Annotated in this window: 14 protein-coding genes; 5 read left to right on the top strand and 9 right to left on the bottom strand. The window is 64.6% G+C overall.

The window, feature by feature from the left end:
• Positions 1-19: 19 nt before the first annotated feature.
• Positions 20-790 carry a GntR family transcriptional regulator gene (locus tag QX071_RS04995; RefSeq protein ID WP_315701984.1) on the bottom strand — a complete coding sequence of 257 codons (771 nt, stop codon included), beginning with the start codon at positions 788-790 and terminating at the stop codon, positions 20-22.
• Between the two features lie 106 nt (positions 791-896).
• Between QX071_RS04995 and araD the strand changes: the two genes are divergently transcribed.
• Positions 897-2,636, top strand: a complete 1,740-nt coding sequence (gene araD, locus QX071_RS05000; protein WP_315701983.1) for an L-arabinonate dehydratase — start codon at positions 897-899, stop codon at positions 2,634-2,636.
• Positions 2,637-2,852: 216 nt separating this feature from the next.
• On the top strand, positions 2,853-3,572 hold the full coding sequence (locus tag QX071_RS05005; protein ID WP_315701982.1) for a ribonuclease activity regulator RraA: 720 nt from the start codon (positions 2,853-2,855) through the stop codon (positions 3,570-3,572).
• A gap of 190 nt (positions 3,573-3,762) precedes the next feature.
• Here QX071_RS05005 and QX071_RS05010 read toward each other — a convergent pair whose 3' ends face one another.
• From QX071_RS05010 to QX071_RS05035, 6 genes are all read right to left on the bottom strand, one after another.
• Positions 3,763-4,323, bottom strand: a complete 561-nt coding sequence (locus tag QX071_RS05010) for a flavin reductase family protein (RefSeq protein WP_315701981.1) — start codon at positions 4,321-4,323, stop codon at positions 3,763-3,765.
• A gap of 44 nt (positions 4,324-4,367) precedes the next feature.
• A complete protein-coding gene (locus QX071_RS05015) occupies positions 4,368-5,069 on the bottom strand; it encodes a 2-phosphosulfolactate phosphatase (protein ID WP_315701980.1) in 702 nt (233 codons plus the stop codon).
• A gap of 14 nt (positions 5,070-5,083) precedes the next feature.
• Positions 5,084-7,183 carry a S9 family peptidase gene (locus tag QX071_RS05020; RefSeq protein WP_315701979.1) on the bottom strand — a complete coding sequence of 700 codons (2,100 nt, stop codon included), beginning with the start codon at positions 7,181-7,183 and terminating at the stop codon, positions 5,084-5,086.
• A gap of 9 nt (positions 7,184-7,192) precedes the next feature.
• Positions 7,193-8,398 (bottom strand): pyridoxal-phosphate-dependent aminotransferase family protein, encoded by a 1,206-nt coding sequence (locus QX071_RS05025; RefSeq protein WP_315701978.1) that lies wholly within the window; start codon positions 8,396-8,398, stop codon positions 7,193-7,195.
• Positions 8,399-8,537: 139 nt separating this feature from the next.
• Entirely contained in the window at positions 8,538-9,263 is a 726-nt protein-coding gene (locus tag QX071_RS05030) for a thermonuclease family protein (protein WP_315701977.1), read from the bottom strand.
• Positions 9,264-9,413: 150 nt separating this feature from the next.
• The gene (locus QX071_RS05035; protein ID WP_315701976.1) at positions 9,414-11,138 is read right to left on the bottom strand and encodes a hypothetical protein; all 1,725 of its coding nucleotides are present in this window, start codon (positions 11,136-11,138) and stop codon (positions 9,414-9,416) included.
• Positions 11,139-11,576: 438 nt separating this feature from the next.
• Here QX071_RS05035 and QX071_RS05040 point away from each other — a divergent pair, with 438 nt between their 5' ends.
• Positions 11,577-12,440, top strand: a complete 864-nt coding sequence (locus QX071_RS05040) for a caspase family protein (RefSeq protein WP_315701975.1) — start codon at positions 11,577-11,579, stop codon at positions 12,438-12,440.
• A gap of 67 nt (positions 12,441-12,507) precedes the next feature.
• On the opposite strand, the gene QX071_RS05045 is transcribed toward QX071_RS05040, so the two are convergent.
• Positions 12,508-13,425, bottom strand: coding sequence for an efflux RND transporter periplasmic adaptor subunit (locus QX071_RS05045; protein WP_315701974.1), 918 nt, complete (start codon positions 13,423-13,425; stop codon positions 12,508-12,510).
• 1,252 nt (positions 13,426-14,677) lie between these two features.
• Here QX071_RS05045 and QX071_RS05050 point away from each other — a divergent pair.
• Complete coding sequence (locus tag QX071_RS05050; RefSeq protein WP_315701973.1) at positions 14,678-14,911, top strand: hypothetical protein; 234 nt, start codon at positions 14,678-14,680, stop codon at positions 14,909-14,911.
• Positions 14,912-15,134: 223 nt separating this feature from the next.
• On the opposite strand, the gene QX071_RS05055 is transcribed toward QX071_RS05050, so the two are convergent.
• Positions 15,135-15,395 carry a hypothetical protein gene (locus QX071_RS05055; protein WP_315701972.1) on the bottom strand — a complete coding sequence of 87 codons (261 nt, stop codon included), beginning with the start codon at positions 15,393-15,395 and terminating at the stop codon, positions 15,135-15,137.
• A 708-nt stretch (positions 15,396-16,103) separates the two neighbouring features.
• Here QX071_RS05055 and QX071_RS05060 point away from each other — a divergent pair.
• A complete protein-coding gene (locus QX071_RS05060; RefSeq protein WP_316171379.1) occupies positions 16,104-17,081 on the top strand; it encodes a L,D-transpeptidase in 978 nt (325 codons plus the stop codon).
• Positions 17,082-17,188 lie beyond the last annotated feature (107 nt).

Below are 17,188 nucleotides of genomic sequence, written 5' to 3' on the forward strand. Positions count from 1 at the left end.
CGTGGCGAGCTGCAAGCATTTAGCCGTCCGCGGGACCGCCTTGCGAGCGACTCGCAGCGGGGGGGGATCCCGCGAGGTAATTGGGGTGAAGGTCGCGGATCCTGGCGAGGTCGCTCAGCGTGCCGGAGAGATGGACCCTCAGATGCATCTGCGCCTCGTCTGGTCTGCCTTCGCCGATCGATCGGGCGATCAGGCGGTGGTGGCGCAGGATGTCCTGCGCCTTGCCGGACGACGGCAGATGCAGCCGCCGCAATCGGTCGATATGGCCGCTGCGGCTGCGCACCAGCACCCAAAGCTCGCGCTTGTCGGCTGCGGCATAGAGTGCGGCGTGGAATTCGTTATCCGCGGCCATGAAGGATTCGAGGTCGCCGTTCTTGGCAAAGCCCCGCTGCCGCGCGATCAGGTCGTACAGGTGAGCCACGAGGTCGGCATCCGGCGAGAGCGCGAGCAGCCGCACGATCTCGAGCTCCAGCGCCTGCCTGAGAAAGTGCGCCTGCTCGGCCGAGCGGACGTCGATCCGGCTCACCAGCGTCGCATGCTGCGGAAACACGTCCACCAGGCCTTCCTCGGCCAGCCGCATCAGGGCGTCGCGGATCGGGGTCGAACTCAAGCCGAACTCCGCGGCAAGTTCCGCGCGCGACAGCGGCGTGCCCGGCGGCAGGGTCAAACTCGTGATCAGGTCGCGCAACCGCTCGAACACTTGCGGCGCCGCCCGGCGGCTGCGGTCGAGCCGGTTGTTGCTCGATCTTGATGGGATGGCAGGGCGTGGTGCCGCCGATGGAGGGGCCATGGTCCGATGCTTCGCCGCGGTGCTTGCCATAGATGTACTAATGCATTAGTGCATCTATGGCTCGGCCGTCAAGAAGCAGCCGGGATGACAGGGGAGGACGTCCATCATGAGCGGCTCACGCAAGCGTCCCGAGGAACTGCGCAGCGCGCGCTGGTTCGCACCCGACGACCTTCGATCCTTCGGCCACCGCTCGCGCGTGATGCAGATGGGTTATGCGCAGGAGGAGTGGAAAGGCCGTCCGCTGATCGCGATCATCAACACCTGGTCCGATGCGCAGCCCTGCCACATGCATTTCAAGTCGCGGGTCGACGACGTCAAGCGCGGAGTATTGATGGCGGGCGGCCTGCCGATTGAGCTGCCGGCGCTATCGCTCTCGGAATCGCTGCTGAAGCCGACCACCATGCTCTATCGCAACATGCTGGCGATGGATGTCGAGGAGCTGCTGCGCAGCCATCCGATCGACGGTGTCGTGCTGATGGGCGGCTGCGACAAGACCACGCCGGCGCTCCTGCTCGGCGCCACCAGCATGAACCTGCCCGCGATCTATCTGCCGGCCGGGCCGATGTTGCGCGGCAATTGGAAGGGCAGGACGCTCGGATCGGGCTCGGATGCCTGGAAATATTGGGACGAGCGGCGGGCAGGGAAATTGTCCGAAAGAGACTGGGACACGATGGAGGCGGGCATCGCGCGCAGCCACGGCACCTGCATGACCATGGGCACCGCCTCCACCATGACCGCGATCGCGGAGGCGATCGGCATGACCCTGCCGGGCGCGTCCTCGATTCCGGCCGCGGATGCCGAGCACATCCGTATGAGTTCGGCGTGCGGCCGCCGCATCGTCGAGATGGTGTGGGAGGATCTGACGCCTGCGAAGATCCAGACCCGTGCGGCGTTCGAGAACGCGATCGCGGTGGCGATGGCGATGGGCTGCTCGACCAATGCCATCATCCATGTCATCGCGCAGGCGCGCCGCGCCGGCGCCGACATCGGGCTCGACGATTTCGAGACGGCAAGCCGCAAGGTGCCGGTGCTCGCCAATGTCCGGCCGAGCGGCGACGCCTATCTGATGGAAGATTTCTACTATGCGGGTGGCTTGCGCGCATTGATGAGCCGCATCGTCGAGCACCTTCATCTCGATTGCTTGACCGTGAACGGGCAGACGCTCGGCGAGAACATCGCCGATGCCGAAGTCTATAATGACGACGTCATCCGTCCGGCCTCGAATCCGATCTACCGCGAAGGTGCGCTCGCGGTGCTCAAGGGCAACCTCGCGCCCGATGGCTGCGTCATCAAGCCGTCAGCCTGCGATCCGCGCTTCCTCAAGCATACCGGGCCGGCGCTGGTGTTCGACGATTATCCGTCGATGAAGAAGGCGATCGACGATCCCGATCTCGATGTCACGCCTGACCATGTGCTGATCCTGCGCAATGCGGGGCCGCAAGGCGGTCCCGGCATGCCTGAATGGGGCATGCTGCCGATCCCGACCAAGCTGGTGAAGCAGTGCGTGCGCGACATGGTGCGTCTGTCGGACGCGCGCATGAGCGGCACCAGCTACGGCGCCTGCATCCTGCATGTCGCGCCGGAGGCCTATGTCGGTGGGCCGCTTGCCTTGGTGAGGAACGGGGATTTAATCAACCTCGACGTTGCCGCGCGCACCATCGATCTCGATGTGTCCGAGGAAGAACTTGCGCGTCGGCGGGCCGAATGGACCCCGCCGGCGCCGCGCTTCGAACGTGGCTATGGCTGGATGTTCGCCCGCCACATCAAGCAGGCCAATGACGGCTGCGATTTCGACTTCCTCGAGACCGGCTTCGGCCCGCCCGTGGGCGAGCCGGCGATTTATTAGTTCGTTGCGCGGCGAGGCAGTGTTCTCGCCCCAACCGCGGTGCGCTCCCTCCCCCCTTGTGGGGGAGGGCTGGGGAGGGGGTAGCCCCAGGCGACACCACCGATGTGGCCCCCCACCCATAGCCGAAGCTCTGCTTCGGCGTCTCCTAACGAAGCCGGCCGCGAACACGGCCGGTTGCCCTCCCCGCAAGGGGGAGGGGAGTGCAGCGAGCAGGACATGACCAAACTCAGCGACGTCACCCGCAACAAGCTCAAGACCGTTTCCACCGCCACCGTCGCGACCGCGCTGTTCAAGCGCGGCCTGCGCATCCAATGCGTCCAGAACGTTCATCCCCTGAACCCGGAGCAGCCCACTATGGTCGGTGAGGCCTTCACGCTGCGCTACATCCCGGCGCGCGAGGACCTCAACACCATCGAGGTGTTTCGCGACCGCAGCCATCCGCAGCGGAAGGCCGTGGAGGATTGCCCGCCCGGCGCGGTGCTGGTGATGGACAGCCGCAAGGATCCGCGGGCGGCCTCGGCGGGTGCGATCCTGGTGAGCCGGCTCAAGCAGCGCGGCGTCGCCGGCGTCGTCACCGACGGCGGTTTTCGCGATGCGGCCGATATCGCCAAGCTCGGCATTCCCGCCTTCCATCAGCGGCCGAGCGCGCCGACCAATCTCACCCTGCATCATGCGATCGAGATCAACGGGCCGATCGCCTGCGGCGATGCGCCGGTGTTCCCCGGCGACGTGATCCTGGGCGATGCCGATGGCGTCATCGTCATTCCGGCCCATCTCGCCGACGAGATCGCTGATGAGACCTTCGAGATGACCGCGTTCGAAGATTTCGTCGCGGAGGAGGTGGCGAAGGGCCGCTCGATTCTCGGGCTTTATCCTGCCACGGATACGCAAACGCCGACTGACTTTGCAGCCTGGCGGAAGAGGAACGGGCGATAGCCATTCACTCCGTCGTCGTCCCGGGCAAGCGCGTCAGCGCGCCGACCCGGGACCCATAACCCCAGGGCGTAGTTCTTACGCAGAACGCCGTTCCTTCGTGCTCCCTATCGGCTACGGTGGTTATGGGTCCCGGGTCTTCGCCCGAGACGACAGCGGTGCTGGTGCTGGCTTGATCGCGCCTCAGCAGAGCTCACAACATCTCCGGCCGAAACAGCTTCCTGAACTTCCGGGTCTCCTCACCCGAGATCATGAACTCACCGTCGCCGCGATAGTGGATCGTCTTCGGCGTCTTCGGCCTGGTCGCGACGTGTGCCTTCACCACTTCGAACACGAAGACGTTGTACTTCGTGACCCAGCTCGTATCGGCCAGCCGGCATTCGAAATTAGCGTAGCATTCCGCAATTAGCGGCGCTGCGACCATCTCGGCGGGTGCGGCCGTGAGGCCGAACGCGGTGAACTTGTCGATGTCGCGGCCGGACGAATTACCGATGCGGACGACCTTGTCGGCGAGATCGACCGTGGGCAAGTTGATCACGCATTGCCGGCTCTTCCGTATCAGCTCGAAGCTATGATTGGCCGATGAGATGCAGCAGCCGATCAGGGCCGGCTGAAACTCCATCATCATGTGCCAGGCCATGGTCATGATGTTGGTCTGGCCCTTATGGGCGGAACTGACCAGCACGACCGGGCCGGGCTCGAGGAAGCGCCGGACATTGCGAACCGGGAAATCGGCTTTGCGATAGGTCGGCATGCGATCTGCTTCCGCGCCTCGATGCTCCGCGGGCGATGAAACTGTCAGGCTGCAAGGTGTGAAAGGTCTCTCCGCGCCACCAGCCGGCCGTCTTCCTTCGAAATGCGCACAGCGAAGTCGTAGCGGTCAATGTCGATGGCGATATCCAGATCTTCGGGATGCAGATGCGGCTTGGCTGGATCGCGAAAATCTGGGATCTGAGGGCCCGCCAGAATGACGTTGCGCGTGCCAGCAATGCAGCCCGGTCTGCCCTGCAGCAGATTGCGCAGGTGGATGGCGCAGAGTTCGTCTTCGTCGGTCCGGATCTCGCCGTTCATACCCATTGCCACCAGCGAGACCCGAGCAGGCGCATGTCTTGTGACGGCTTGCGCGGTTGCCTTCGCCGTCACCAGCGATCCTGCATACAGCTGCGTCGCCTGCTTGGCCGCGACGATGCCTCGGGTGCCGGCGCTAGTGCGCTGGATGACGGTGATCCCGTCGAGCAGCGCCTGTGAGGCGTCGAACGGTGAATTGCCGAGATCGAAGCCGTTGGGCTTATGGCCGCCGACTTCGCCCATGCAGATCTGGCCGACGCCGGCGGCGCGTAACCTGAGCGCTTCCTCGACGGTGTCGACCATGATGATCTTCGTAGCGCCTCGCGCGAGCGCCACGGCGGCCGTGGTGAACGCGCGGAACACATCGATGATAACGACCGCGCCTTGCGCGCGTTCCGCGCCGGTAATCAGGCTATCGAGGCGGATGTCCATGGTCTCTCCGCCCATCAGGCGTTCTTGTCCGCCAGCCCCACCGCCCACAACGCAAACGCATAGACGATCGCGACCTCGTCGAGCCGGTTGAAGCGCCCCGAGGCGCCGCCATGGCCGGCGCCCATATTGGTTCGCAACAGCACCGGGCCGCCGGAGGTCATGGTGGCGCGCAGCCGCGCGATCCATTTGGCCGGCTCCCAATAGGTGACGCGGGGATCGGTCAGTCCGGCCATTGCGAGAATGGCGGGATAGGGCTTTGCCGCCACGTTGTCGTAGGGCGAGTAGGACAGGATGGCACGGAAGTCCTTCTCGCTCTCGATCGGATTGCCCCATTCCGGCCATTCCGGCGGGGTGAGCGGCAGCGTGTCGTCGAGCATGGTGTTGAGCACGTCGACGAACGGCACTTCGGCGACGATGCCGGCGAACAATGCGCCGGCGCGGTTGGCGACCGCGCCCATCAGCATGCCGCCGGCGCTGCCGCCATGGCCGACGATGCGCTTCTCGCTGGTGTAGTTGGCCGCGATCAGCGCGCGGGCGCAGGATATGAAATCCTCGAAGCTGTTGGGCTTCTTCTCGCGCTTGCCGTCGAGATACCAGCCCCAGCCCTTGTCGGTGCCGCCGCGGATATGCGCGATCGCATAGACGAAGCCGCGATCGACCAGCGACAGCCGGTTGACGTTGAACGAGGCCGGGATCGCGTGACCGTAGGAGCCGTAGCCATAGAGCAGCAGCGGCGCCTTGCCGTCCTGCACGAAGTCGCGCCGGCGCAGGAGCGAGATCGGCACCTCGGCGCCGTCATGCGCTTTGGCCATGATGCGGGTCGTGACGTAGTCGGCCGGGTTGTGGCCGGATGGAATCTCCTGCCGCTTGCGCAAGGTCCTGGTGCGCGTGACCATGTCGTAGTCGTAGACCTCCGACGGCGTCGTCATCGACGAGTAGGAGAAGCGCAGCGTCGTCGTGTCGAACTCGTAGGAGCCCATCGCATCGAGCGAGTAGGCGGCCTCGTCGAACGCGATCGCGTGCTCCTCGCCGCTGGTGAGGTCGCGGATCACGATCGACGGCAGCGCGTTGGCGCGCTCCAGCCGCACCAGATGACCCGCATAGAGATCGTGGTCGAGCACATAGACGCCGGCGCGGTGTGGGATGAGGTCGCGCCAATTGGCGCGCTCGGGCGAAGCCAGCGGTGCCGTCACGATCTTGAAGTCGATTGCGTCGTCGGCATTGGTCAGGATGAGCAGTTCGTCGCCGCGATCGGCGATCGAATATTGCACGCCGCTCTGGCGCGCTGCGACCAGCCGCGGCGGCGCGTCGGGATTGGCGAGATCGATCAGCCGCTGCTCGGAGGTCTCGTGATCGCCGCCGGCAATCACGCAGAACCGGCCGGAGGTCGATTCGTGCACATGGGTGAACCAGCCGGTGTCGTGCTCCTCATAGACCAGCACGTCGTCGGCCTGCGCCGTGCCGAGCCGGTGGCGCCACACCTGCATGGGACGGTGATTGTCGTCGAGCTTGACGTAGAAGAAGCTCTTGCAGTCGAGCGTCCAGACCACGCCGCCGTCGGTCTCCTCGACGAGGTCGTCATGGTCCTTGCAGCTCTCCCAGTCGCGCACCCGGATCGAAAAATATTCCGAGCCGTTGATATCGGCGCTCCAGGCCACGAGCTTGTGGTCATACGAATGACGGCTGCCGCCGAACTTGAAGTAGTCGTGGCCCTTGGCCAGCTCGTCGCCGTCGAGCGCGATCTGCTCGGCGCCGCCGTTGCGCGGCATGCGGCCGAACATCTCATGCTGGCCGCCCTCGCGGAATTTGCGGAAATAGGCGTAAGGGCCGTCCGGCGAGGGCACCGAGGAATCGTCCTCCTTGATACGCCCGCGCATCTCCGCGACCAATTTCTTCTGCAGCGGCGCGGTGTGGCCGAGCACGCTGTCCGCATAGGTGTTCTCCGCCTCGAGATAGCGGCGGATGTCGGCATCGAGCTGCGACGGATCGTGCAGCACCTCCTGCCAGTTCGCATCCTTCAGCCAGGCGTAGTCGTCCGCCACGGTGATGCCGTGGCGGGTGAAGGAATGCGGGCGGCGCGGCGCCACCGGCGCCTGTTCGGAGGTCTTGCTCATCTGTTCCCTTTACAACGGGCTTTCGCCGGTGGGGCTGACATTCGCGCCGAGCCATTGGATGGCGGCATCGAGGCCGCCTCTGCCATGCGGGATCTTCAACGCTATCAGCGCCATTTCGATCACGCCGAGCGTGCCCAACACCATCGGCGCGTTGACGTGGCCCATATGGGCGATTCGGAAGGCCTGGCCCTGCAGGTCGCCGATGCCGACGCCGAGCACGACGCCGCACTGCTCCTTGCAGTAGCGCTTCAAGATCTCCGGGTCATAGCCGCCGCCTACCAGCACGGTGGTCACCGTGTTGGAACGTTCCGACGGCTCGGCAATGTTGAAGCCCAGCACCTGGCCTTCGCTCCACACATTGACGGCGCGCCGTACGGCCTCGCCGAGCAGGCGGTGGCGCCGGAACGCATGTTCGAGTCCTTCGGCGAACAGCATGTCGATGGCTTGGCGCAGCGCGAACAACAGATGCACCGGCGCGGTGCCGCCATATTTGCGGTAGTGCTCGGCGCCTTCGCGCTCGCTCCAGTCCCAATAGGGCGTGCGCAGATTGGCCTTCTTATGCACCTCGAGCGCGCGCGCATTGGCGGCGACGAAGCCGAGGCCGGGCGGCGTCATCAGGCCCTTCTGCGAGCCGGACATCGCGACGTCGATGCCCCAGCCATCCATCTGGAACGGCATGCAGCCCAGCGAAGCCACCGTATCGACCATATACAGCGCCGGATGGCCGGCCGCCTTGATCGCCTTGCCGATCGCCTCGATGTCGTTGACCACGCCCGAGGCGGTGTCGACCTGCGCGACCACGATCGCCTTGATGCTGTGGTCCTTGTCGGCGCGCAGCCGCTGCTCCACCTCGGCCGGGCGCACCGCGCGACGCCAGTCGCCCTTGAGCACCTCGACCTCGGCGCCCATCGCGCGCGCCGCATGGCCCCAGCCGACCGCAAAGCGTCCGCTTTCGAGCACCAAGAGCTTGTCGCCGCGTGACAGCACGTTGGAGAGCACGGCTTCCCAGGCGCCATGACCGTTGGCGATGTAGATGTAGGTCTTGCCCTTGGTCGCGAACAGCTTGCCGAGATCGGCCATCAGGCTGTCGGTCAGATTGACCATCTGCTCCGAATAGATGTCGAGCGCCGGCCGGTGCATGGCCTGCAGCACCTCGTCGGGCATCGTGGTGGGTCCGGGGATGGCCAGAAATTCCCGGCCCGCGCGAACGGTCATTGCGATTGTCCTTGCAAGTTTCAGGTGACGGGGCCCGCATAACCCGGATCGGGCCGCGCTGGTTTTACGCGTCGCGGTCGCTCAAGAAAAGCCGGAGTTGACGAGGGGCTGGCATTCGCGCGCCGCGTCGCCGCCGAGGTCAGCGCCGCGTCTCACGGCATCCTGCGGCTTCCGCCTCTTCCACCGAGCAGAACCAGCGGGTGCCCTTGGCGATCCGCATTTTGATCTGCGCATACCAGCGGCTCGACGGCGTGTGATAAATGCATTCGCCGGCGCCGTTGACATTGCCCTTGATGGTGCAATCGGGCGAGGGCGCGACCGGTCCGGAGGCGGAGGCGAGCAGCACGGCGCTGGCATTGTCCGGCGGCTTGGTGGCGCCGAGAATGGCGGTCTTCTTGTTGCGCACGCGCCAATCCCAGGGCGCGATGAACGCGCCTTGCCACATGCCGGCCTTGGCTTCGCGCGCCGCATGCTCGTCGGGTTCGTAGTCCTTGGACACGTGCGTATAGGCCAGCGCCCAGCCGTTGGCGACCAGCCATTTCTGGATGTCCTCGCCGTCGACCTCGCAGCGCGCGATCTGGCGCCCGCGGCGGTCGACCTGGCGAGGATGGCAGGTCCAGCTCTTGCCGTCGACGTGCTTGATCAGCTCGTCGCGCGCGGCGATCCCGCAGGTCCAGCGTTCGCTCTTGTTGCTGATGCAGAGCTGGTCGGTCGATGGCGCGTCGATGCCGCCGAGCCGGATGCGCGCATTGCCGATCTGGACCAGATCGGCCTGGCGGATCTTGGGTATGCCGCTGATGTCGGCGGCGGAGGCCAGCGAGGGCAGCAGAACGAGCAATAGCGTAGGAGCAATCTTCATCAACATGAACCGGGCCGTGCATCCGAAATGGTGACGCGGACTGGGATTGTGCTGCGGTTCCAGCCCTCGCGCCAGTTCCTTGTGAGGACTCTCCCTCAACTTCGCGCGATGCCAGCCCCCGGCTTCAGCGCAGCGTAAAGGGTTCTTTAAGCGCGATCACCGTGCCATCGCCCGCCGCGCCAAAGCGAGGCCCATCAGCACGAAGGCCGAGGTCACCTCGGGGCCGCCGACCAGGATACGGGTCGGCGTCTTCATCTTGTTCCATTCATAGGCCCGGTAGGGATGGCGACGGCCGCCTTCGCCGAACCGGGTGACGATGCAATGCAGGGCGGGCACGAAGCTCGCGGTCGCGCCGCCGAGATGGCCGAGCGCAATCAGCGCCAGCGCCGCGTCGAACACGTTCATCTCGCGGCCGATCAGGTCGTCCTCGACATAGGCGAGCACGCGCGCGCGGATCAGGCCGAAGGCGCCGTCCGGATCGATCGCTTGTCGCGCCGGCGCGGGCAGCGCCATGAAGGCGGCGTAGCAGCGGCCGAAATAGGCGCAATAGAGCTCCGGCAGATAGTAGATGTGCGAGCGCGGATCGGCGAAGTCGCCGCTGACCACGAGGCGGAGCTGGAAGGCGACGATCCGCTTGACCGTCTCGAGCCGCTCGCGCGTCTCCAGGATCTTCCAGCGCGCCAGATTGCGGAACGAGACTTCGAGCACATCGAGATTGAGGGTAGGGTCGAGATCGTTGCCGAACGGCCGCTCGCCGGCGAGGCTGTCGATCCAGGTGGCGATGCCGCCGTCATAATCGATATCGTCGTTGATCGGCACTGTGACGCGCGGCTCGTTGCTGCCCGCGCGCACCTGATAGCCGGCGTAGAAATCGACCAGCGGCTGCTCGAGCATCGGATCATCGGCGCCGGCCTGCGTCGCTGCCGAAATCGAGCACGCCGTGGTGTCGCAATCCGGCACATAGATGCCGAAGCCGAGATCCTGCTTGATCTGGGCGAAGAAGCGCGAGAAGCGCGGATGCGGCGCCGGCGCGAGCGCGGTGACGACGTCGTAGCTCGTGCCATCGGCGCCGCGCACCTGTTCGCGGCTGGTCTTCAGGCAGAACTCCACCATCGCCGCGATGGCGCCGCGCGCAGAGGCGATCTGCGCGGCGGATGGCAATCCGGTCTCGACGAAGGCGAGCAGGGCCTCGGTGAAGAACGCATCGTAATAGGCCGAGCGATGCCGGATCTGCACCGGCGCCCACATCGGTTCGGCGATGCCGCGCCATGACGGATTGACGATGCCTGCGGCCGGCGAGCGCGCGATGAAGACGCGGGCGAGGTTGAAGAGCAGCGTCGAGTTCTTGTAGCCGCGCGAGTTGAGGCCGGTCAGCGCCATCAGGAATTCGCGGCCCTTGAGGTCGGGGTCGCCGATCAGGTTGAAGGCGGCATAGGTCGGGATGAAGCCGTTGCGGGCAAAGGAGCCGAGCAGATCGGCGCCGCAGGCGCGGATCACGCGCTCGATTTCACCGGCGGCGGGCAGCTTGCAGGCTTCGCTTGCGGCCGGCGGCTGCGGATGGCGCAGCTCGAAACTGTCGATCAGGGCGGCGACCGGCAGGCCGACCGTCTCCCAATCCGGCTGTTCGTCGTCGCGGGCCTGAACCAAAGCCTGGCGCAGCGCGTTGACTCGGCTGGAATCCTTCAGCTCGGCCAGGCCGCTGCGTCGCAGCAGCGTGCGCAGCGCCGGATTGCCGATGGCCGTGCGGTAGAAATTCGCGATGTGCGGATCGCCGCTGCGCGGATGGTTCAACACCGGGTCGCAGACGTCATAGAGCGACGGGCCGTCCTTGCGGGCCGTCAGGGCGCGATAGGCGGCACCGGCGAAGGCGTGCAGGTTCATCGGGCTGTCTTCTTGGGATGGCCGTCCGGCGGACACCGCCATCCGCGTAACCGCTGCGTCAGCCGTGCGCTCTTGGCGCAAGCTTGGCATGGCGTCCGAGGAAAGACAAATGTGACCGACGTCACAATTGGAACGCGAGGTTTAACGGCAATATGACACCCTCGAAATCTAAGGGAGTCGGCTCAAGAGAACGCCAGGATGGTTAAATTCTTATGAATTTTCAAATGCTTGTAAAATCAACGGGAATTGCAGGTTGCCCGGCCGGGCCGATCGAGCTAAGGCTGTGCGCGTTGCGGCGCCGCAAATTGCGGACAATCCGACGACACATCGTCCCGCAACTCCTCAAAGCTCCGCAGCCTGGGCGCGACCAATGCGTGCGCACCATTGGTACTGACGGATTTTTGCCTCCGGGCAACCGGCTCTGACAGGATTGACGTGATGACAGCAAGGCAGACTTCCTTCTCTCGCCGTTCGGTCGCGATCGCCGCCGTCCTCTTCGGCACGGTGTCGCTGGCGATCGGCGCGCATGCTGCCTTGAACAAGCGTCCGCTCGAAGCTGCCAATGCGGCGACCACCGAGCGTGTGGAGCCCGCCAACAACGGCATGCGGCTCGCGCTGGTGATCGGCAACGGCCATTATCCGGATGCCAATGCGCCGTTGACGCAGCCGATCAACGATGCGCGTGCGCTCACCCTCGCCCTGCGCCGCGACGGTTTCGATGTCGACGTGATCGAGGATGCCAGCAAGGACGATCTGGGCCGTGCCGTCGAGCGGCTGAAGGCGAAGGTCAAGCCGAACGCGGTGGTGATGCTGTTCTTCGGCGGCTACGCCATCCAGGCGGGCCGCGAGAGCTACATGATCCCGGTCGATGCCAAGATCTGGAACGAGCGCGACGTGCGCCGCGACGGCGTCAGCATCGAGGCCTTGCTCGACACCATGGCGCAGCAGGGCGCGCGCGCCAAGCTGGCGGTGATCGATGCCTCCCGCCGCAATCCCTATGAGCGGCGCTTCCGCGCCTACTCGCACGGTCTTGCCCCGATCAACGCGCCGGCCAATGCGCTGGTGCTGTCCTCGGCGACGCCGGGCAAGGTGGTCGACGACTCCAAGGGGCAGAACAGCGTGCTCGTCACCGAGTTGCTCGCCAATCTCGACGGCAAGTCCGCGCCCGCGGAAGCCGTGTTCAACAAGACCCGCGTTGCGGTCTCCCGCGCCTCGGAAGGCGAGCAGGTGCCTTCGGTCTCCTCCTCGCTGCAGGAAGAGGTCCGCTTCGGATCCGAGACGAACGCCAACGCCGGCACCTGATTAGTCGATCTGAATTCGTCGATCAGCGACACTCGAGTGTCCGCCGCCGCGTGACCATCGACCGCGCCTATTTCGACGCCGCTGCCTCCGCACCCGCCATGATCGGCCTCACCGGATCGCCTTCGCGCAACAGCGCGCCGGCGCGCGCCACCACCACGTCGCCTTCGTTGAGCCCGCTGCGGATCTCGACCTGGCCGCCGGCCATCAGCCCGACCTCGACCACTTTGGTCTCCACGCGCTGCTGCTTCACCACCTGCACCACGGTGCCTGCGGGATCGTAGAGCACCGCGGTCAGCGGCACCGCGATGCCGCAGCTCTGTCCGATCTTGATCACGGCACGGCCGAACGAATTGATCAGCAGCCTTTGGTCGCTGTTGATGCCGATGAAGGCCTGGCCGAGCTGGCTGTTGGGCTCGATGGTCGGTGCCACGCGGCGGATGCTGCCGTCGAAGTCGCCGGCGCCGACGATGTGGAGCCTGGCGCTCTGGTTGGCCGCGACCTTGCCGATCTCGGCGCTCGGCACCAGGCCGACCAGGTCATATTCGTTGCGGGCGATGATCGTGAACAACGCCTCGCCGCGGCCTGAAGCGAAGGCGCCGATCGTCGCGCTGGAGGTGGCGATGGTGCCGGCCACGGGCGCCTGGATCATGGTCGAGCCGCCGTCGGGCGCGGTGAGCCGGGCGAGATTCTGCCCTGCCTTGACCGTATCGCCGGGGTCCACCAGCACCTCGGCGACCTTCAGGGCCGGCCGGTCCGGCCGCACCGCGGTCTCGTCGCGGGCCAGCACCAGGCCGGAGACCTCGACCGTATCGTCGAAGCAGGATTTCGCGGCTTTCAGCACGGTGACGGCTGCGCCCTTCGGCGCATCTCGCTCCTCAGCGGCGGCGGCTGCTTGGACCAGACTGAAGAGGCTGGCGGCCGCAAGCGCTGAAAACTTGAGCGCCGAAAATCTGCGCGAGGCGGCGGCAAACGCGGAATGTCCCATACGAGCCTGGTCCTGTCGGCGAGGAGCGTCGACCGATAGCAGACGCGCGCGCCATCGGCCACCCGACCCGATCCGTCGCTATTGGTCGCAGCAAGAGGCCATGACGTTCACGCAGGCGTCATTGCGAGCGTAGCGACCTCTCCGCCGTCCGGATCGCTCGATCCGCCGCGCCCGGCAGCAACCCGCCCGCGTCCGATGTGATCGCGCTTCCGTCGAAGCCCGCGCCCACCATGCGACCTTCGACCGCTTCAAATTCAAACATATCCGCGGCACATTCCGTCGCCGTCGGGGCTCTCCTTGGATCACGGCAAAGTCGTTGCGCCACAATAAGTTTTAGTGATTTCGGAGCCCCGATGTGCTCGAACCTGTGAGATATCCAGGCCAGCCGTCATGACTATCGGCTTCTTCCTTTTTGATGGCCGATGAGGCCAAGGTTGCGGACCTGATGCGGCACAGGCGGTCAACCAAGAGAGCGCGCCATGCGCTTCGCACAAGGTTCTTTGGAGGCGGGAAACGACATGTTCGCGTGGCTGGCCGGCGCCGCCAAGGCTCCCGCCGGACGATCGAAGCATGTGAATGGGTCCTCATCAGAGAACGGAGTTCAATGAACGGTCAGCGGATCAAGCAAAGCAGCAATTGTACCGGAGATCGATGCAGAAATCGCAAGAACACCAGTTCCGTCATGCTCGGCATCATCGAAGGCATGGTGCTGACACGCAGAAGAGCGCAATCGCCGAGCCTCATGTCTTGAACGGATAGACCGGTTCACAGTCGATCCCGAGGACTGAGAACATGGATATGTTCAAGATCAAGATCGCCCGTATCGAGATGATCTCGCCGAACGAACGAACGAACGAGGCGAGGACGTCAGCTTGACGTTTCAATTCGATGGCCGTCAGACCACGTTTACCTCGCCGATATTTCTTAATTCGCGCGAATTCGACGACACCGAAATCGTCGAGGTAGCTCGAAGCAAGTTATACGATGTTCTCTGGCAGCTTTGCAGTCAGTGCAAGAATTGGCGGCTGACGGACGAAGAACGCCGTGCACTCGCAAGGATCAGCCAGCGGCCTGCCTAGAATCTTGTGCGTGCAGGCAGCGCTCCCCTCCAGGAGCCTTGCTGACGACTGGCACTCGTTCTATTCGTTCGCTTGAACGATGCGTGAAGATTGCGTGCTCAGGGCGTTCGTGGCGACTTTGTTCCATGGACAGGATCGTCGGAAATGGTACTGCAATCTCACAGAAGGCCTCAATGTCCGTTGCAGATGATATTCTCGACTTGTTGAGGCGGAAGCGCCGGCTAAAGCTGACCGCAAGCGACATCGCTGAAATGCTGTATTGGGAGGATCGGACCTACTACGAGCATCGCGTGCGGGCCGATTGTCTGAGCTTGTACGACCAAGGCAAGCTCCTTCGTGACGGCAAGGGCAGTCTTGCCGATCCCTACATGTATAGCATGACTCCACGCGAGCGGAGGTGGCCATAGCCGTCCGACGATGCATCAGATAATGGTGCAAGCCATTTTCATTTTTTGATGGCCGAGGCGAAGCTTGGCTGCAAGGCAGCGGCCTTCCGACCGGGCGCCGCGGCAATTGCCTTGATCTTTTCCTCTCTGCTTCGTGGCTTCCCGATGGCCTCTGTCGACCGTTTGCTACGTAGGCTGTCTTCGGGATTGAGATGACCGAAGCTGAATGCAAAATCGGCCAAAGTCAGAACAGATCATCAGCCGATGAAAGGCGAGGCGAGCGCAGATCGTATCTGGACCTGAGCGTCGCGATGAGATCGAGCGTGCGGCTGCGATAGAAATCGTCCAACTCGGAAACCGGCCGGCTGATGCTCGCGCTCCACCCATAGGCGTCGTCAAATATGAACAGCGTCATTCCTGCAGGCCACGGACCGTGAAGGATGCTCGCGCGTTCGACGATCATGTCCGCGAGCTCATACGCCGTCTTGAAGGGTTTTGCGTTCATTGCCGACCTTGCGCCATTGCTACCGTGGCCTGCTGCATTCGCCATCCGTCGAGCTGATCGAACTCATCGGAAAGCAGGATCCGGACCTCGCGGCATGCATATTCTCACCCCCGCGCGGGCCTGTTCCGGGAGCTCTCCCGCTTTCTTCAGGGCTGCCGCTGCCGTGGGGCAACCGAATTTGACCGAGCCCGATTGATCGCTTCGACTGACCAGGGGCGGCCGTGTCGTCGTGTTAGCCATGTCAGGCGGCCGCTGCGATAACCGAAAGCAGAAGGGCCGGCGGGACAACCACTGGCGGCACGATCCATTCGATCAAGCGAAACCGAGACAATAGACGCTCCCCTTCCTTGGCGGGAGCGCACGCCACGCTCAGTCACTGATGGATGCCCGTTGGAATCCGCTGATGCCAAAGCCTACGCTTCCGCGGTGGGAATAGCGAGCGGCAAAGCGTGGAACAATTTCGAAAGCCAAGCTGGAGCGCAGGCCGGCCGGTTCCCTGACGACGCCTTGCGAGAAACAGATAGCTAACAGAGCGCTGAACGTGACGGCCGGCACGCGCGACAGATCAGGACCGGACAGGGCAGCTGGCCCGGCCCGCGCGCGTCTGCTATCGGTCGCGGGACACCCGGTGGGACGACGTTACGAACTTTCCGGTCGTGATGACGTTGATGCCGCGATGGCGGCTTGGTTCTTCTTCGGGTGTCTCTGATGGTGCGGCTTTGGATTGCGGTTCTCTTCGCTGTGTTGGCCGCCGTGCCGGCCGGCGCCGCCACCTTGAAGCCGGATGACGTCAATACCGCCGAATTGCGCAAGCGCGGCCCGGGCGAAGAGAAGATGGATCCGGTCGCGATCCGCGCGCAGGTCATCCTCGACCGCACCCATGTCTCGCCGGGTGAGATCGACGGCAGGTTCGGCGACAACGCCAAGAAGGCGCTCGCCGCCTTTGCCGCGTCGAAAGGGCTCGACAGCGGCGCCAAGCTGACGCCGGAGCTGTGGGCCGCGCTGATGCAGCAGGACCAGGCGCCGGCCATCGTGAGCTATCAGATCACCAAGCAGGATCTGAAGGGGCCGTTCGTCCGTTCGCTGCCGAAGAAGATGGAGCGGATGAAGCGCCTGCCCTCGCTCGGCTACACCTCGCCGCGCGAAGATCTGGCCGAAAAATTTCACATGAGCCAGGATCTGCTGGCCGCGCTCAACCCGGGCAAATCCTTCGACAAAGCGGGCGAGGAGATCTTCGTCGCCAATGTGCTGAAGCCGGACGAGAAGGTGCCGCAGGTGACCAAGCTCGCGGTCGACAAGAATGCAGGCGCGGTGCAGGCCTATGATGCGGACAGTCACCTGTTCGGGTTCTTCCCCGCGACCGTCGGCAGCGAGGACAAGCCGACCCCGGTCGGCAACTACAAGGTGACCTCGGCCGATCCCAACTCGACCTATCGATACAATCCGAACTACAAGTTCAAGGGCGTGAAGGCGCGCAAGCCCTTCACCATCGAGCCCGGGCCGAACAATCCGGTCGGCTCCTATTGGATCGGGCTCTCCGTCGGCCAGGGCTACGGCATCCACGGCACCGCCGATCCCTCCAAGGTCGGCAAGACCGAATCCCACGGCTGCATCCGCCTGACCAATTGGGACGCCCAATTCCTCGGCGCCCACGTGAAGAAGGGCGCCGCAGTCGAGCTCCGTTGAGCGGCGGCCGCTCGCATCGCTCCCCGTCATTCGCAGAGCTATCGCATATGGCCGGAAATAGCTTCGGGCAGTCTTCTTTGCGGCCATCCATCGAGACGCCCGCCTGC

Origin of the sequence: Bradyrhizobium sp. SZCCHNS1022 (assembly GCF_032484835.1) — a bacterium.
Classification (GTDB): domain Bacteria; phylum Pseudomonadota; class Alphaproteobacteria; order Rhizobiales; family Xanthobacteraceae; genus Bradyrhizobium.

Excerpts from the sequence above, each read along its gene's own strand:
- QX071_RS04995 (WP_315701984.1), bottom strand. The coding sequence starts at position 790 with ATGGCCCCTCCATCGGCGGCACCACGCCCTGCCATCCCATCAAGATCG.
- araD (WP_315701983.1), top strand. The coding sequence starts at position 897 with ATGAGCGGCTCACGCAAGCGTCCCGAGGAACTGCGCAGCGCGCGCTGG.
- QX071_RS05005 (WP_315701982.1), top strand. The coding sequence starts at position 2,853 with ATGACCAAACTCAGCGACGTCACCCGCAACAAGCTCAAGACCGTTTCC.
- QX071_RS05010 (WP_315701981.1), bottom strand. The coding sequence starts at position 4,323 with ATGCCGACCTATCGCAAAGCCGATTTCCCGGTTCGCAATGTCCGGCGC.
- QX071_RS05015 (WP_315701980.1), bottom strand. The coding sequence starts at position 5,069 with ATGGACATCCGCCTCGATAGCCTGATTACCGGCGCGGAACGCGCGCAA.
- QX071_RS05020 (WP_315701979.1), bottom strand. The coding sequence starts at position 7,183 with ATGAGCAAGACCTCCGAACAGGCGCCGGTGGCGCCGCGCCGCCCGCAT.
- QX071_RS05025 (WP_315701978.1), bottom strand. The coding sequence starts at position 8,398 with ATGACCGTTCGCGCGGGCCGGGAATTTCTGGCCATCCCCGGACCCACC.
- QX071_RS05030 (WP_315701977.1), bottom strand. The coding sequence starts at position 9,263 with ATGTTGATGAAGATTGCTCCTACGCTATTGCTCGTTCTGCTGCCCTCG.
- QX071_RS05035 (WP_315701976.1), bottom strand. The coding sequence starts at position 11,138 with ATGAACCTGCACGCCTTCGCCGGTGCCGCCTATCGCGCCCTGACGGCC.
- QX071_RS05040 (WP_315701975.1), top strand. The coding sequence starts at position 11,577 with ATGACAGCAAGGCAGACTTCCTTCTCTCGCCGTTCGGTCGCGATCGCC.
- QX071_RS05045 (WP_315701974.1), bottom strand. The coding sequence starts at position 13,425 with ATGGGACATTCCGCGTTTGCCGCCGCCTCGCGCAGATTTTCGGCGCTC.
- QX071_RS05050 (WP_315701973.1), top strand. The coding sequence starts at position 14,678 with ATGTCCGTTGCAGATGATATTCTCGACTTGTTGAGGCGGAAGCGCCGG.
- QX071_RS05055 (WP_315701972.1), bottom strand. The coding sequence starts at position 15,395 with ATGAACGCAAAACCCTTCAAGACGGCGTATGAGCTCGCGGACATGATC.
- QX071_RS05060 (WP_316171379.1), top strand. The coding sequence starts at position 16,104 with ATGGTGCGGCTTTGGATTGCGGTTCTCTTCGCTGTGTTGGCCGCCGTG.